This window comes from Microbacterium sp. B35-04 (assembly GCF_010634885.1).
GTDB lineage: Bacteria > Actinomycetota > Actinomycetes > Actinomycetales > Microbacteriaceae > Microbacterium.
Genome location: NZ_MWLP01000032.1, coordinates 1 through 15087, shown reverse-complemented (window position 1 = coordinate 15087; position 15087 = coordinate 1). Strand labels below are relative to the sequence as shown.

General features: G+C 69.7%; 12 protein-coding genes. 9 read left to right on the top strand and 3 right to left on the bottom strand.

Annotated elements, in window-relative coordinates:
* Nucleotides 1-110: 110 nt before the first annotated feature.
* Nucleotides 111-638: a hypothetical protein gene (locus tag B1729_RS08960; RefSeq protein ID WP_163615833.1), complete on the bottom strand. Its 528-nt coding sequence runs from the start codon at nt 636-638 to the stop codon at nt 111-113.
* A gap of 172 nt (nt 639-810) precedes the next feature.
* Nucleotides 811-2325, bottom strand: coding sequence for an MFS transporter (locus B1729_RS08955; RefSeq protein ID WP_163632179.1), 1515 nt, complete (start codon nt 2323-2325; stop codon nt 811-813).
* 84 nt (nt 2326-2409) lie between these two features.
* Here B1729_RS08955 and B1729_RS08950 point away from each other — a divergent pair, with 84 nt between their 5' ends.
* The 8 genes from B1729_RS08950 (at nt 2410) to B1729_RS08915 (ending at nt 10999) form a co-directional block, all read left to right on the top strand.
* Nucleotides 2410-3993 carry an MFS transporter gene (locus B1729_RS08950; RefSeq protein ID WP_163615835.1) on the top strand — a complete coding sequence of 528 codons (1584 nt, stop codon included), beginning with the start codon at nt 2410-2412 and terminating at the stop codon, nt 3991-3993.
* Nucleotides 3994-4075: 82 nt separating this feature from the next.
* A complete protein-coding gene (locus B1729_RS08945) occupies nt 4076-4564 on the top strand; it encodes a TrkA C-terminal domain-containing protein (protein ID WP_163615836.1) in 489 nt (162 codons plus the stop codon).
* A gap of 1 nt (nt 4565) precedes the next feature.
* Nucleotides 4566-5768: a cation:proton antiporter gene (locus B1729_RS08940; protein ID WP_163615837.1), complete on the top strand. Its 1203-nt coding sequence runs from the start codon at nt 4566-4568 to the stop codon at nt 5766-5768.
* A gap of 163 nt (nt 5769-5931) precedes the next feature.
* The gene (dnaK, locus tag B1729_RS08935; protein WP_163615838.1) at nt 5932-7803 is read left to right on the top strand and encodes a molecular chaperone DnaK; all 1872 of its coding nucleotides are present in this window, start codon (nt 5932-5934) and stop codon (nt 7801-7803) included.
* Nucleotides 7804-7805: 2 nt separating this feature from the next.
* Complete coding sequence (locus B1729_RS08930; RefSeq protein ID WP_163615839.1) at nt 7806-8435, top strand: nucleotide exchange factor GrpE; 630 nt, start codon at nt 7806-7808, stop codon at nt 8433-8435.
* Nucleotides 8436-8449: 14 nt separating this feature from the next.
* The gene (locus tag B1729_RS08925; RefSeq protein WP_163615840.1) at nt 8450-9445 is read left to right on the top strand and encodes a DnaJ C-terminal domain-containing protein; all 996 of its coding nucleotides are present in this window, start codon (nt 8450-8452) and stop codon (nt 9443-9445) included.
* Between the two features lie 168 nt (nt 9446-9613).
* Nucleotides 9614-10087 carry a MerR family transcriptional regulator gene (locus tag B1729_RS08920; RefSeq protein ID WP_163615841.1) on the top strand — a complete coding sequence of 158 codons (474 nt, stop codon included), beginning with the start codon at nt 9614-9616 and terminating at the stop codon, nt 10085-10087.
* Between the two features lie 75 nt (nt 10088-10162).
* Nucleotides 10163-10999, top strand: coding sequence for a hypothetical protein (locus B1729_RS08915; RefSeq protein WP_163632176.1), 837 nt, complete (start codon nt 10163-10165; stop codon nt 10997-10999).
* An 80-nt stretch (nt 11000-11079) separates the two neighbouring features.
* Here B1729_RS08915 and B1729_RS08910 read toward each other — a convergent pair whose 3' ends face one another.
* Entirely contained in the window at nt 11080-14418 is a 3339-nt protein-coding gene (locus tag B1729_RS08910) for a DUF5979 domain-containing protein (protein WP_163632173.1), read from the bottom strand.
* A gap of 137 nt (nt 14419-14555) precedes the next feature.
* On the opposite strand from B1729_RS08910, the gene B1729_RS08905 reads away from it, so the two are divergent.
* Nucleotides 14556-14972 carry an MmcQ/YjbR family DNA-binding protein gene (locus B1729_RS08905; RefSeq protein WP_163632170.1) on the top strand — a complete coding sequence of 139 codons (417 nt, stop codon included), beginning with the start codon at nt 14556-14558 and terminating at the stop codon, nt 14970-14972.
* Nucleotides 14973-15087: the final 115 nt, after the last annotated feature.

Below are 15087 nucleotides of genomic sequence, written 5' to 3'. Positions count from 1 at the left end.
GAGGTCGATGCGGCCGTGAGGCCGGGCGGGGGGTCACCGGCCGGGTAGTCCGGTAAGGCTAGAGCCTAACCCGAGCGAGGTTGCGAGGCGAGGGCGAGGATGCCGTGAGATCACCGTGAAGCGGTGTTCAGCATCCCGATCAGCACCGCGGTCCACCACGCCGACTGCGAAACGACCGCACTCCAGACGCACCATGCCTGCAATCTGCGGGGGAGGGCCGAGAACCGCACGCCCCCGGGAAGCCGAGCCAGTTCGTCGGTCAGTCGCGTCATCCCGACCCCGTTCATGGCGGCGATGAGCACCGCGACCATCTTGATCGCGGTCAGCGGCTCTCCGAGGTCCGGCTGCAGGAACGCGCCTGTCGCCAGCAGCCCGGCGATGCCGAGCCACGCGAGGGTGCTCACGATGCGCTCGACGCGGCGGAGGTCGTCGAGGGCCGCGCGTCGCAGCATCCAGAGCAGTCCGCTCAGTTCGAGCAGCACGGCGGCGCCGAGGCCCGCGATCACCGAAGCCAAGTGGCCGAAGAGCGCGGGAGTGTGCAGCCACGCGGGGGGAACGACGGTGGTGCCGACCCACAGCGAGAGGAGCATCGCCAGCAGCACGCCCCAGTAGCCGAGGGCGCGGCGATGGCGTGCCACGCGCCGACGCTCGGCGAGTCGTCGCTGGGTCGGCGGGATCACGGTGCCTCTCGGGATTCGGCTGCGGCGCGGGGGAGCGCGACGGCCCCCCAGTCGCACCGGTGAAATCTCACCGAGTGCGAGATTATCGGATGCCGCGTGCCCTGCGGCTGTGTGTGCCCCTCACGCCCGCTCAGCCGGAGGTGCCGGCACGGCGGCCGGAGGTGCCGGCGCGCGCGTCAGAGATGTCGGCGGGCCGCAGCTTCACCGGCAGCAGGAGGAGCAGCCCCACCAGGAGCACGATCACGATGCCGAGGATGCCGTAGTGGGTGGCGCCGAATACGCCGATCAGCACCGACCAGAGCAGGGGGGAGAGGAAGCTCATCACGCGCCCCGTGGTCGCGTAGAGGCCGAACACCTCGCCCTGCATGCCGGTCGGGGTGACACGCGCCAGGAGCGATCGGCTGGACGCCTGCGCGGGGCCGACGGCGGCCGAGAGGATGATGCCGCCCACCCAGAACACCGGCTTGCCGCCCTCGCGGAAGAAGAAGACGAATAGGGCGCTCACGATGAGGATGCTGAGCGCCGTGATGATGATCGCCCGCGCGCCGAACCGATCGTCCAGGCGCCCCGCGATGATCGTCGACACGCCCGCGACGAGGTTGAGCGCGATGCCGAACGCGATGACCTCGGTCGCGCTGAACCCGAACGACACGGCCGCCAGCACGCCGCCGAAGGCGAAGACGCCAGCCAGCCCGTCGCGATACACGGCGCTCGCGATGAGGAACCAGAACGTGGGCCGATGCTCGCGGAAGAGCGCGACGATGTCGTGCACGAGCACCGCGTAGCTCTGGAAGAACCCGACACGGCTGCGGTCGGGGCTCGCGGGGGACTCGGGCACCAGGAAGACGAAAGGGAGTGCGAACAGCACTGTCCACACCGCGGCGCCGATGGCGATGAGGCGATAGGCCAGACCGTCCGACACGTCGAGCCCGAACCAGTCGAAGGTGTTGAGGACGACCACGACGGCGAGGGCCAGGATGCCGCCGATGTACCCGAGGCCCCAGCCGAGACCGCTGACGCGGCCGATCGTCTTCGGGGTCGACACCTGCACGAGCATCGCGTTGTAGTTGACCCCGGCGATCTCGGAGGCGACAGAGCCGAGTGCGACGAGGACGGCGCCGAGCCAGAAGAACTGGGGCTCGGCGTAGACGAAGAAGAGAGCGAACTGCAGGAGGGCGAGCACCGCGGTCGCACCGACCACCCAGCGCTTCTTGGTGCCGGCCGCGTCGGCGCGCTGGCCGAGCACGGGCGCCAGCAGCAGGATCAGGATGCCGGCGGCGAAGGTGACCCAGCCGTACCACTCCGCGAGATCCGAGAGGCCGCCGCAGTACTCCGTCGCCGCATCCGCGGCACGGGAGCACACCATGTCGCCGTCGGCGTTCTGCTCGGCGACCCCGGCGGGGAGGAAGGCATCCGACACCAGGTAGAGCGACACGAAGACGAACGTGAGGATGACCGAGTTGAAGGGCTGAGTCGCCCAGTCCCACAGCGCCCACGCGAACACCTGTCGACGAGGGACCGGGGTGTCGTCGAGCCGTTCGGTGTTGAGCGCCGCGGTCGAGAGAACGTGCTCCGGGGGAGTGCCCGCGCCGGTGGGCTGGACGGGAGCGCCGGGCTCGTCCGATCCGGGGGCGGGGGAGCTCATGTCGGTCACGGTAAGGCCCTTCGGTGAACGGCGGGTGCGGACTCACCGTAGCGCTCGAGGGCCGCCGGATGGTTTGCTTCCTCCATGACAGGGGAAACCACGCCCGCGCCGGCCTTCAACGGACGCCTCGCCATCCTGCTCGCCATGGCGATGTTCGTGCTCGTGGTGGACACCTCGATCATGAACGTCTCGATCTCGGCGGTGGTGACGGAACTCGGCACGACCGCCAGCGGCGTGCAGGGTGCGATCGCGCTCGAAGCCCTTGTCTCGGCCGCCTTCATCCTGCTCGGCGGCAAGACGGGCGACCTCATCGGCCGGAAGCTCGCCTACACCCTGGGCCTCCTCGGCTACGCCGTCGGTGCGGTGGCGATGACCTTCGCGCAGAGCCTGACCGCCGTCATCATCTTCTGGGCGGTGATCGGCGGTATCGGCGCATCCCTCCTGCTGCCGTCGATGCAGTCGCTCATCCACGGCAACTTCGTCGGGGAGCACCAGAAGCGCGTCTATGCGCTCGTGGGAGCGTCCGCCGCCATCGCGGCGGCGGTCGGTCCGCTGCTCGGCGGGTTCATCACGACGTTCTGGTCGTATCGGGTCGCGTTCGCACTCGAGGCCGTCATCATCCTCGTCGTGCTCCTGGGCCTCGGTCTCGTGAAGGACGTGAAGTACCACGGAGACCGCTCCATCGACCTCGTCGGTGCCGGGCTGTCGGTCATCGGTATGGGCGGCGTCGTGCTCGGTATCCTCGTCTGGCAGGAGGGCGGCGGCTATGTCGGACTCCTGATCGGCCTCGGCATCGTCGCGCTCGGCGGGCTCGCGTGGTGGCTCAACGCCCGCAAGAAGCGGGGCAAGCCGGTGCTGCTCGACCCGGCGCTCTTCTCGTCGAAGCCGTTCCGCACGGGGGTGAGCGGGCAGCTCCTCCAGCAGATCGCGCTCGGCGGCACGATGATCGTGCTGCCGCTCTACCTGCAGATGGTGCTCGAGTACAACGCGCTGCAGGCGGGCCTGTCGATCGCGCCGCTGTCGCTCAGCATGTTCGTGGTGGCGATCTGGGCCGGCAGGCGAGGCAAAGGGCGCCCGGCGAACCTCATCCTGGTCGGCTTCGCGCTCGCCCTCGTCGGCCTCGTCGCGATCGTGCCCCTCGTCCCGATCGCCGACTCGGGCTGGTACCTCGCGGTTCCGCTCATCATCGCCGGATCGGGGCTGGGTCTGCTCGTCTCGCAGCTCAACAACTACACCCTGTCGCCCATCTCCGACGAGCGGGTCAGCGAGGCCGCCGGCGTCAACTCCGCGGCGGGATCGTTCGGGCTCTCGTTCGGTCTCGCGTTCGCCGGCGCGATCATGCTCGCCACTCTCGCGACGTCGTTCACCGCGCTCTCCGATGCGAGCACGGTGCTCACCGCGGAAGAGCAGCAGCAGGTCTCGACCGTTCTCGAAGACGACGCGCAGCTGATGTCGAACACCGGCCTCGAGGAGCTGCTCGCGGACGAGCCCCCGGCGACGGCCGACGAGGTCGTCCGCATCAACACCGAGGCACGCCACATCGCGCTTCAGGTCGCGCTGCTGATCCCGATCTTCGCCGCGCTGCTGGGCGCGCTGAACGCATTCCGCATGCGGCGCCTGCCCGACCCCATGCCGAACGCGGCAGCGGAGGGGACGATGCTCGGATGACGGGCGCAGCCCGACCGCGCGGGCGAGGAAGCAGTTCGGACAGGCCCTGACCGCCGCGCCACGGCGGTGCCAAGATGGGGGCATGTCCGTGCATGTGGAGCGCGCTGAACTGCCGGGGATCGGCATCCGGCACGATCTCGAGACCGCCGCCGGGCGGCGGCTGTCGATCATCACTTTCCGCGACGGCGGTCGCCAGCTGGCGGTCGCCGACACGGGCGATCCGGACCGTACGGCACAGACCGTCGCTCTCACCGATGAAGAGGCCACAGCGCTGTCGGAGGTGCTCGGCGGCTCGGTCATCTTGACGCAGCTGGCGGGGCTCCGCGAGCAGGTCGACGGCCTGTCCACCGGCAAGATCACGTTGCGCGCCGACAGTCCGTACGCCGGGCGACCGCTCGGCGACACGCGGGCCCGCACGCTCACCCGCTGCTCGATCGTGGCGATCGTCCGTGCGGGCGGCGTGCTGCCGGCACCGGGTCCGGCCGACGTGCTGAGAGTGGGCGACACCCTCGTGGTGGTGGGGACCAGCGAAGGGCTCGAGCACCTGGCGCGCATCGTCGACGGGGTCTGACGTGGACGACGGCGCGCTCGTTCTCATCGAGATCGGCGCGCTGCTGCTGGGTATCGCCCTGATCGGGCGACTGGCCGGACGACTGGGCATCACCCCGATCCCCCTGATCCTGCTGGCGGGGCTGGCGTTCGGTGAGGGCGGCCTGCTGCCGTTTCGTTCGGGGGAGGAGTTCATCGAGGTCGGCGCGGAGATCGGCGTCATCCTGCTGCTGCTCATGCTCGGGCTCGAGTACACCGCCGACGAGCTCGTCGGCAACCTGCGCCGGTCGCGACGTGCAGGCCTCCTCGACATGGTGCTGGGCGCCGCGCCGGGCGCACTCGCCGCTCTTGTCCTGGGCTGGGGCCCGGTCAGCGCGCTCGCGCTCGCCGGCATCACCTGGGTCTCGTCGTCCGGGGTCGTCGCCAAGATGCTGCAGGACCTCGGGCGCCTGGCCAACCGCGAGACGCCGGTGGTGCTGTCGATCCTAGTCATCGAAGATCTCGCGATGGCCTTCTACCTGCCGATCCTCACCGCCGTGCTGATCGGGCTCGATCCCGGCGCCGCCATCTTGACGGTCGTCCTGGCGCTGGCTGCGGTCGTGCTCATCCTGTACGTCGCGCTGCGGCACGGCCATCTCGTCTCGAAGCTCGTGTGGTCGCGCAACGGCGAGGTGCTGCTGCTCTCGGTGCTGGGGCTCACTCTGGTGGTGTCGGGGCTGGCCGCGCAGGCGAGCGTGTCGGCGGCGGTGGGCGCCTTCATGGTCGGCATCGCGATCTCCGGGCCGGTCGCCGCTCACGCGCATCGCCTGCTCACCCCGCTTCGCGACCTGTTCGCGTCGGTGTTCTTCCTCTTCTTCGGGCTGTCGACCCATCCGGCCGACCTCGTGCCGATGATCGTTCCCGCCGTCGTGCTCGCGGTCATCACGATGGCGGCGAAGGTGCTCACGGGTTACCTGGCGGCACGCTCGGCCGGGATCGCCGAGGCGGGCCGGTGGCGTGCCGGCTTCGCCCTGACCCCGCGGGGCGAGTTCTCGATCGTCATCGCAGGGCTCGCGGTCGGCGCCGGTGTCGACCGATCGCTCGCGGCACTGGCCACCGCGTACGTGCTCATCACCATGGTGGCAGGGCCCCTGCTGGCGCGACTGCCCGAAGCCGCCTGGTTCGCGGCCTGGTCGGGCACGGTGCAGGCCCGGCGTGCATCTGCACGCAGGGCTGCGGCATCCTGATCAGAACTTGAGCCGCATCGTGTCAAGTTTGATTTGACGGATGCCGCACCCCGGGCGTATGGTTGAGCCATCGCGACTCAACCTCAGGTGGAGCCGCGAGCAGACTTCCCATCAACCCCGGGCGCCGGCATCCGTTCTGCGTCCACATGAAGGAGAGATACACATGGCACGTGCTGTTGGAATCGACCTCGGTACGACCAACTCGGTCGTGAGCGTCCTCGAGGGCGGCGAGCCCAAGGTCATCGCGAACGCCGAGGGCTTCCGCACGACCCCTTCGGTCGTCGCATTCACGAAGGACGGCGAGGTGCTCGTCGGTGAGACCGCCAAGCGCCAGGCCGTCACCAACGTCGACCGCACCGTCTCGTCGGTCAAGCGCCACATGGGCACCGACTGGAGCTTCGAGGTCGACGGCAAGAAGTGGACTCCGCAGGAGATCTCGGCGCGCATCCTCCAGAAGCTCAAGCGCGACGCCGAGCAGTACCTGGGCGACACGGTGACGGATGCCGTCATCACCGTCCCCGCGTACTTCAACGACGCCGAGCGTCAGGCCACCAAGGAGGCCGGCGAGATCTCGGGCCTCAACGTCCTGCGCATCATCAACGAGCCCACCGCCGCCGCTCTGGCGTACGGCCTCGACAAGGGCAAGGAGGACGAGCTCATCCTCGTCTTCGACCTGGGTGGCGGAACGTTCGACGTCTCGCTGCTCGAGGTGGGCAAGGACGACGACTTCTCGACGATCCAGGTGCGCTCGACCGCCGGTGACAACCGCCTCGGCGGCGACGACTGGGACCAGCGCCTCGTCGACTACTTCATCAAGCAGTTCAAGGACACCACCGGTGTCGACGTCTCGGGCGACAAGATCGCGCTGCAGCGCCTCAAGGAGGCCGCGGAGCAGGCGAAGAAGGAGCTCTCGTCGTCCACCTCGACGAGCGTCAACCTGCCGTACCTGTCGCTGACCGACTCGGGCCCCGTGTCGCTGAGCGAGACCATCACGCGCGCCAAGTTCGAGGACCTCACCAAGGACCTGCTCGACCGCACCAAGAAGCCGTTCGAAGACGTGATCCGCGAGGCCGGCATCAAGGTCGCCGACATCGACCACGTCGTGCTCGTCGGCGGCTCGACTCGCATGCCCGCGGTCTCAGAGCTCGTCCAGCGCGAGGCAGGCAAGGAGCCCAACAAGGGCGTCAACCCGGATGAGGTCGTCGCCGTGGGCGCTGCTCTCCAGGCCGGCGTCCTCAAGGGCGAGCGCAAGGACGTCCTCCTCATCGACGTCACCCCCCTGAGCCTCGGCATCGAGACCAAGGGCGGCATCATGACGAAGCTCATCGAGCGCAACACCGCCATCCCGACCAAGCGCAGCGAGACCTTCACGACCGCCGACGACAACCAGCCGTCGGTCGCGATCCAGGTCTTCCAGGGCGAGCGCGAGTTCACCCGCGACAACAAGCCGCTGGGCACGTTCGAGCTGACCGGCATCGCGCCGGCCCCGCGCGGCATCCCGCAGGTCGAGGTCACCTTCGACATCGACGCCAACGGCATCGTCCACGTGTCCGCCAAGGACAAGGGCACCGGCAAGGAGCAGTCGATGACGATCACCGGCGGCTCGTCGCTGCCGAAGGACGACATCGAGCGCATGGTGCGCGAGGCCGAGGAGCACGCGGCCGAAGACAAGAAGCGCCGCGAGGCCGCCGAGGTGCGCAACCAGGCCGAGACCCTGTCGTACTCGATCGAGAAGCTCATCAAGGAGAACGACGACAAGCTTCCCGAAGACGTCAAGACCGAGGTCCAGGGCGACGTCGACGCGCTCAAGACCGCGCTCGCCGGCGACGACGACGAGGCCGTGAAGACCGCGTTCGACAAGCTCAACCAGAGCCAGGGCAAGCTGGGCGAGGCCATCTACGCCGCCGGTCAGGCTGCGCAGACGGCTCCGGATGCTTCCGCAGGTCCTGAGGCCGGTGACGCCCAGGGCGCCACGAGCGCCGACGAGGATGTCGTCGACGCCGAGGTCATCGACGAAGACGAAGAGAAGAAGTAGCCATGGCAGACAAGGACCACGACCCCACGGCCGGCTCAGGAGCCGGCGACGAGGAAGAGGTCCGTCCTGCCGAGGAGGGGTCGGAGGCGCAGGCCTCCGGCCCCGTCCCGCAGGACGGAGACGCCCAGGACGAGGGCGACGAGCTGACGGTGGACGACATCCTCGGCTCGGCGCAGAACGCCGACGCCGCGGCGGAGGACGCCGTGCTGGCCGACCTCGAGTCGGCGCTGCTGAACGACCTCAAGCGGCTGCAGGCGGAGTACGCCAACTATCGCCGCCGCACCGAGGAGCAGCGCGAGGTCGAGATCGAGCGCGCGCAGGGCGCGGTCGCCAAGGGGCTGCTGCCCGTACTCGACGATCTCGACCGGGCTGACAAGCACGGCGACCTCGAAGAGGGCTCGCCGTTCGCCGCGATCGCCGAGAAGCTTCGCGGTGTCGCCGAGCGCATGGGTCTCTCGACCTACGGCGCCGCCGGAGAGGCGTTCGATCCGCAGCATCACGAGGCGATCTTCCAGGTGCCGACGCCCGGCGCGACCGACGCGACGATCCTCGAGGTCGTCGAGATCGGCTACCGCCTCGGCTCGGTGGAGCTGCGTCCGGCGAAGGTCGTCGTCGCGGTTCCTGCCGACTAGCCGAAGGAGCACCCATGGCCAGTCAGGACTGGTTCGACAAAGACTTCTACTCGGTGCTCGGCGTCTCGAAGGACGTCAGCGAGGCTGACCTCAAGAAGACGTACCGCAAGCTCGCCCGCAAGTACCACCCCGACTCCAATCAGGGTGACGCCGCGGCAGAGGCGAAGTTCAAGGAGGTCAGCGAGGCGTACTCGGTGCTCTCCGACGCGGAGCAGCGCAAGGAGTACGACCAGATCCGCGCGATGGGCTCGGGCGCACGCTTCACCGCGGGCGGCCAGGGCGGCGCCGGCGGCTTCGAAGACGTCTTCTCGATGTTCAACCAGGGTCGGGGAGCCCGGTACCAGAACGCCGAGGACTTCGAAGACATCTTCGCGATGTTCAACCAGCAGCAGGGCGCGGGCTTCGGCTCGGGCCGGTTCGGGCAGTCTACGGGCGGCTTCCGCGGCTACGGCGGCCCCACCCGGGGTTCCGATGTCACGGCGCGCACGACGATCGACTTCGTCACCGCGACCAGGGGCGAGACCATCACGCTGCAGGGCGAGGACGGCAAGCCGTTCAAGGTGAAGATCCCCGCCGGCGTCTCGGACGGGCAGAAGATCCGGCTGCGCGGCCGCGGGCGTCCCTCGGTCGACGGCGGCGAGAGTGGCGACATCGTCGTGCAGGTCGCGGTGCGTCCGCACCCGGTGTTCACCCGCGACGGGCTCAACCTGCGCGTCACGGTGCCGGTGACGTTCACCGAGGCCGCGCTGGGCGCCACCATCGAGGTGCCGACGCTCGGCGGCGACCCGGTCCGGCTGCGGGTTGCGCCGGGAACGCCGTCCGGTCGCGTGCTGCGCGTCAAGGGCCGCGGGGTCGAGACGAGCAAGGGCACCGGCGACCTCCTCGCCGAGGTGCAGGTGGCGGTGCCGTCGCACCTCGACGACGCCGCGCGCGAGGCGCTCGAGCGCTTTCACAGCCTCGAGCCGAAGGAGAACCCGCGCGCCGATCTCATGAGCAAGGCGCAGGGCTGAAATCATGACGAAGTCGGTCGTTGAGCGAGCGAAGCGAGTCGAAACGCGTCGTGCCGACGTCGCCCGCCGGTCCGGGGCGTTTCGTCTCTGCGTTTCGACTCGCAAGCTCGCTCAACGACCACGTTCCTCGCTCGCTCAACGACCGGGTGTGTGAGAAGGAGGTGCGACATGCCTGAATCGCACGACATCGACGCGGATGCCCCGATCTTCGCGATCGCCGTCGCCGCCGAGCTGTCGGGCATGCACCCGCAGACCCTCCGTCAGTACGACCGGCTGGGCCTGGTCGTGCCGGCCCGCACGCAGGGCGGTTCGCGCCGGTACTCACTGCGGCACGTCGAGCAGCTGCGCGAAGTCGCGCGGATGTCTGCCGACGGCATCGGGCTGCCCGCCATCGTGCGCATCCTCGAGCTCGAGAACCGGGTACAGCAGCTGCACGAGCGCGTGCGCGACCTCGAGGACCGCATGCGGGCCGAACTCGAGAGACGTCCGGGCGCCCGCGTCTTCGCCGCCGGTGCCACCGGAAACGTCGTGACCCTCCGGCACGGCACCCGGGTGCGTCGGGCGACCGAGATCGTCGTGTGGCGGCCGCGAACGCCGCTCCCGCCCGCCCCCGAGAGCCCTGAGCAGCCGGCGGACGACTGAGGCGCCCCCGCGCCTGCGCGATTGTCGCGCTTCGGCGGATGACGGTGACGTACCGCGCATGCCACTATGCAGGTGATGGACACCGCCACCCTCGACGAACTGCGCGCACTCCGGGCACGCGCGTACGGCCCCTCGGCCGACATCCACCAGGATCCGGCGGCCGTGCGACGCCTGCATGAACTCGAAGCCGGCCGGAAGCCGCTCAGGTCACCGGATGCGGAACAGCCCGCCGCGGCGGCCGACGTCGCAAAGCCGCCCACGAAGCCCGCACCTCCCGCATCCCCATTACAGGCGGAACGAGCTCGGGAACCCGAAACGCAGAGTGATGCGGTCCAGACGTCGACCTCGACGGACGTCTTCGGTGCGCTGGAATCGGCCGTTGTTCGCCGGGGTCGAGAGGGACGCGCAACGGGAGTGTCGCCGATGATGCGGCTCACGTGGGCGGTGTCGGTCGTCGCGGCCGCCGCGCTGGCGGCGTCGGCGACCTATGTGCTGACCTGGATCGCTCCGGTCTCGGTCTCGAGCGGCGCCGAACAGATCGCCACTCTCGAGCCTGTGCCGATGGTCGATCTTCCCCCGGGGTGGTTCGGTGCCGGGCCGAGTTCGATGGCGTTCGAGTTCTACGGCATGACGCTCTTCGAGACGGCCGACGGCTTCACGGCGTCCGGCGGGACGGACTGCTTCGTGATCGTGCCGACCGAAGAACTGCCGGCGGCGGACGCCGACACCGCCAACTGGTCGATGAGCGGAGCCGTGCACACGGGCTGCGGGGTCGGCGACTTCCCGGCAACGATCGAGTTGCCTGTCGACAGCAATACGCCGGAGGAGCTGCGCTCGAGCTTCCCCGAAGGCAGCGCACTGCAGTTCGTGCGCGACGGCGACCGGATCGGCGTCTTCCTCGACACTCCCTGAGGACTCGGCCGACTCACAGCGCCGAACCAGAAGGGACGGATGCCACGGCCGACGACGCGCGCCGGCCGCGGCATCCGGAATCAGACCCGCTGGCTGCGCCGTGTCGCGAGCAGCCCGCCGAGAGCGATCAGCACGACAGCGCCGAGCGGCACCAGTGGTGAGATGCCGCCACCGCCGGTCGCCGGAAGCGGGCGCGTGTTCGCGGTGTTGGTCAGCGTCAGCTCGGCGAGCTGCGGATCCCGCGAGATCGACATCGGCAGCAGGATGCGCCCGTTGGATTCGGGTGTGAGCGTCTCGCCGTCGACGGTCCACGAGGCAGCGCCCCAGTCGACGCCGGGGATCACCGGGAGGTCACCCTCCGAGACCTCGAGAATCGTGCCGACCGGGAAGTACTCCGAGTACACCGGAACGTTCGGTTCGAGATCGACGCGCGGCTGGGGCTCGCCGTCCCGCCACCAGTCCAGGGGAATGGTGGTGCCCGCCGGCAGAGCCGATGCCCCGTCGCCGGCGATGACCTTCGTGACCGCGAAGCGGGTCAATCCGACCACCGAGTTGGTGACCTCCAGAATCGGCGTCTCACCCAAGCCGATCTCCACGAAGTTCGAAGGGCTCCACGTCGTCTCGCTCCACTCGTAGCCCGGCGGCAGAGCCGCGGCATCGGGCTCCTCCTCGAGCAGGTTCACCACGGTGCCGATCTGGAACTGGATGGGCTGTCCCTCATCGTCGACCGGGCCGGCCGGCGTGCCGTCGGCAGGGAGCACGAATCGCCCGGCCGTGGGCATCTGTCCGGGCAAGTGGGCGACGTAGTCGACCATGAACGAGTCGACGAGCAGCTGGTCTGCGTCGATGCCGGCGAGGTCCTTCCGGACGAGGAACGTGCCCCGCAGGAGCGATGCGTCGTTGGTGAGCGTCGAGTGCACGACGGCCTCACCGCCTTCGCCGATCACCAGCTGCGCCGGGTCGAACGATGTGCCCTGCCAGGTGACGTGGCGCAGCGCCGGAGCGGGATGCTCCGAGAACGTGACCACGGTGCCGTACGGGAAGGTGAGCGGTGCGCCGGTCTCATCGAGAGGGCTGACCGCCGTGCCGTCGCCGGGAAGGCGTACGACGCCCTCCTCCACCTCGCCTGTGGGCAGGGTCGCCGTCCACTCGACGGTGAACTCGAGATCGTCGACCGGAACGTCGGCGGGCAGGTTGACGAACTCCTTCGAAAGCGTGAACGTGCCTTCGCGCAGCGCGTTCGTCACCGTGATCGCGATGTCTCCGGCGTCCGGCAGGGGGATGTCGACGATCGCCGTCTCGAGCGGTCCGCCGCCCTCGAAGTTCGCCGGCCGGTACTGCGTCGTGGCGCCGTCGACGGTGACGTCGATGACCGGGAGCACCCAATCCGCGGGGTCGGTGGGGCTGCCGTTCAGGGTCGGCACGAGCTCGGCGAGTTCGAGGGTGTCGGCACCGGCCTCGACGTCGTCGATGAGCTGGGGTTCACCGAGGGGGACGTCCATGGTGGTGCGGGTGCCCGGCGGGTCGGTGTTGTAGCTCACCGCGTACCCGTAGGCGGGATCGGCGGCCGCCCCGGCGACGCCCTTCACGATGGTGATCGTCCGTTCGGCCTCGACGGGTGTCACGGCGTTCGTCAGCTCGACGGCGACGGTGCCGGTGTCTTCGATGACGAAGGTGCGGCCCGGGTCCCAGCCGATGTGGCTCCACTCGTAGCCGTCGGGGGGAGCGATGCCGTCGAGGTCTTCGCTGAGGACGATGCGGGTGCCGAGCGGGAACTGCTGCCCGACGTCGACGACGGTGCCGTCGAACGGCACGTCCAGAGTGCCCTCGGCGATCTGCGCGCCGCCGGACCATGCGGTCCACCCCACGGGGACGAAAGCCTGCGACGGGGGCCCCGGAGCGCCGCCCGACAGGTCGTCGATCAGCTTCACGATGCTGAAGGTGCCGGTGAGCTGCGTGGCGGTGTTGGTCACGACCACGTCGGCGGTGCCGGTGCCGATCGTGAGCGGATTCGGGGTGATGGTCGCGTCGCCCCACTCCCAGCCGGGGATGCTCTCGGGCTCGATCTCGGCGAAGGTCACGACGGTGCCGATCGGGAACTGGTCGCCGACGGCGACGGGGGTGCCGTCGGCCGGCACCTCGAGAGTCCCCACGGAGGCGTTGCCGTCGGGGTCGACGGCGCGGTAGTTGACGGTGAAGGTGGTGCCGGTGGGAAGGTCGGCCTCGTCGATGCCGGACAGCTCCTTGCGGACCGCGAAGGTGCCGCTGTCGGCGGCGCAGGGGATCTCGCCCGAGAAGAGGAACGAGTGCACCTCCCCGCCCTGCAGGATGACGTTCTGACCGATCACCTGGCCGTCGAGCGGGGCGGCGTTCACGGTGACGGAGGCGTCGGGCGCGTAGATCGAGCCGTCGATGCGTCCCTGGGCCGCGGTCACGGTCACGTCGCCGGTCAGCTGCGACAGATCCCAGACCATGTACGGCGAGTGAACGCCCTGCGGGTCGGCGCGGGCGCCCACGACGTCGGTCGTGCCGGCCGGCACGCGGATGACGAGCGGGTTCGACACGCCCGGCGTCGGGCCGGGTGAGAACTGGATCAGCGCCGTGCCGGCGATGTCGGCGTAGTCGACGATGTTCGGCTGGTCCGGGCTCAGGGGCGCGAGGACGACGCGGTCGCCGAGATCCTCAGACACCTCGACCGGATAGCCGATGCCGGTGCCGGGATCCGCGATGTCGTCGAAGCAGCTGCTGGCCTCTTCCCACGAGGCATCGCGGTTCGCCTCGACGTAGTCGGCCACGGCGGTGGCGGAGGTGTTCGCGGTGTAGATGCTGCCGTTGCCGGTCGCGCCTGCCGGGGGCGCGGCATCCTCCGGGTACTGCTGATGCGTCGCGTCGATGAGCGGCGTCTGATCCGGGTTGGCCGGGTTCTGGTTCAGCCGCAGCCAGTCGGCCCGGGGGAACGCCTGCCATCCGCCGTCGCGCTGCACCATCTTGAGGTCGCCGTGCAGTGACGGTTCGCTCGTTCCGGCACTCGTGATCGCCAGGATGCCGGTGCTCGCGGTGCTGTACTGCCCGACGAGGAAGCGCGTGGGGTCGCCGTCGACCGTGGGCAGGTCGTAGTCGCCGGTGCCGGCGGACACGTGGATGATCGTGTACTGGCTCGCGCTGGGAGCGACGGTCGCGGTGCCGCCGACGGCGATGCTGCCCTCGGTCTCCTGGTTCTGCAGGAGCGCATCCTCCCGCGCGTAGACCGTGAAGCCACCGGCGATCGCGAAGGGGTTGACCGACTCGGGGTAGGCGGCTGCCGCGGGCTGCGGATCGACTGCTCCTGCCATGACGGTTCCGGTGGCCGCGAGCAGGGTCGCGGTGAGACCGGCGACCCATCGGCGCAGACGTGGGCGTGAGCGATCGGATCGTGCCATGTGGCCAGTCCCCTCCGTCCGAGGCGCGTGGGGGCGCGTCTCGGTAGACCTGTTCTTCCGTACCCTACCGTCCTCCGTGAACCGGACGACAGCGCGCGGGACTCGCCTGAGACGACGTTCCGTCCCAGGATGGAGGCATGGCGACTCTCGATGACGTCCGCGCCATCGCTCTCGGGTTCCCCGGAGCGGTCGAGCGCGTCGACGGGCACCGCGGCGGCGCGAGCTGGCGCACCACCGGAGGCCCGTTCGCGTGGCAGCGCGGACCGAGCGGCCGCGACCTGGAACAGCTCGCCGCCCTGGGTCGCGACTGGCCGCCGGGCGACGTCATCGGGGTGCGCACCGACGGCCAGCAGGTGAAGGAGGCGCTGCTCGAGAGCTTCCCCGACGTGTTCTTCACGATCCCGCACTTCGACGGCTACCCGGCCGTCCTCGTGCGTCTCGACGCGATCGATCTCGAGCACCTGCGCGAGGTGATCACCGACGCGTGGCTGCTGAAGGTCACGAAGCGGGTGGCCGGCGAGTGGCTCGCCGCGCACCCGCCGGCAACCGGATAGCTTCAGAGCCCGCCGGCGTCGTAGGCGATCTCTCCCGCGACGACGGTGCGCACGACGCGGGCCGTGAGCAGCGACTCGGCACCCGCCGTGAACGGGTCGACGTCGACGATCGCGC

Coding starts and splice junctions, on each gene's coding strand:
- B1729_RS08955 (WP_163632179.1), bottom strand. CDS start 2,325: ATGAGCTCCCCCGCCCCCGGATCGGACGAGCCCGGCGCTCCCGTCCAG.
- B1729_RS08950 (WP_163615835.1), top strand. CDS start 2,410: ATGACAGGGGAAACCACGCCCGCGCCGGCCTTCAACGGACGCCTCGCC.
- B1729_RS08945 (WP_163615836.1), top strand. CDS start 4,076: ATGTCCGTGCATGTGGAGCGCGCTGAACTGCCGGGGATCGGCATCCGG.
- dnaK (WP_163615838.1), top strand. CDS start 5,932: ATGGCACGTGCTGTTGGAATCGACCTCGGTACGACCAACTCGGTCGTG.
- B1729_RS08930 (WP_163615839.1), top strand. CDS start 7,806: ATGGCAGACAAGGACCACGACCCCACGGCCGGCTCAGGAGCCGGCGAC.
- B1729_RS08925 (WP_163615840.1), top strand. CDS start 8,450: ATGGCCAGTCAGGACTGGTTCGACAAAGACTTCTACTCGGTGCTCGGC.
- B1729_RS08920 (WP_163615841.1), top strand. CDS start 9,614: ATGCCTGAATCGCACGACATCGACGCGGATGCCCCGATCTTCGCGATC.
- B1729_RS08915 (WP_163632176.1), top strand. CDS start 10,163: ATGGACACCGCCACCCTCGACGAACTGCGCGCACTCCGGGCACGCGCG.
- B1729_RS08910 (WP_163632173.1), bottom strand. CDS start 14,418: ATGGCACGATCCGATCGCTCACGCCCACGTCTGCGCCGATGGGTCGCC.
- B1729_RS08905 (WP_163632170.1), top strand. CDS start 14,556: ATGGCGACTCTCGATGACGTCCGCGCCATCGCTCTCGGGTTCCCCGGA.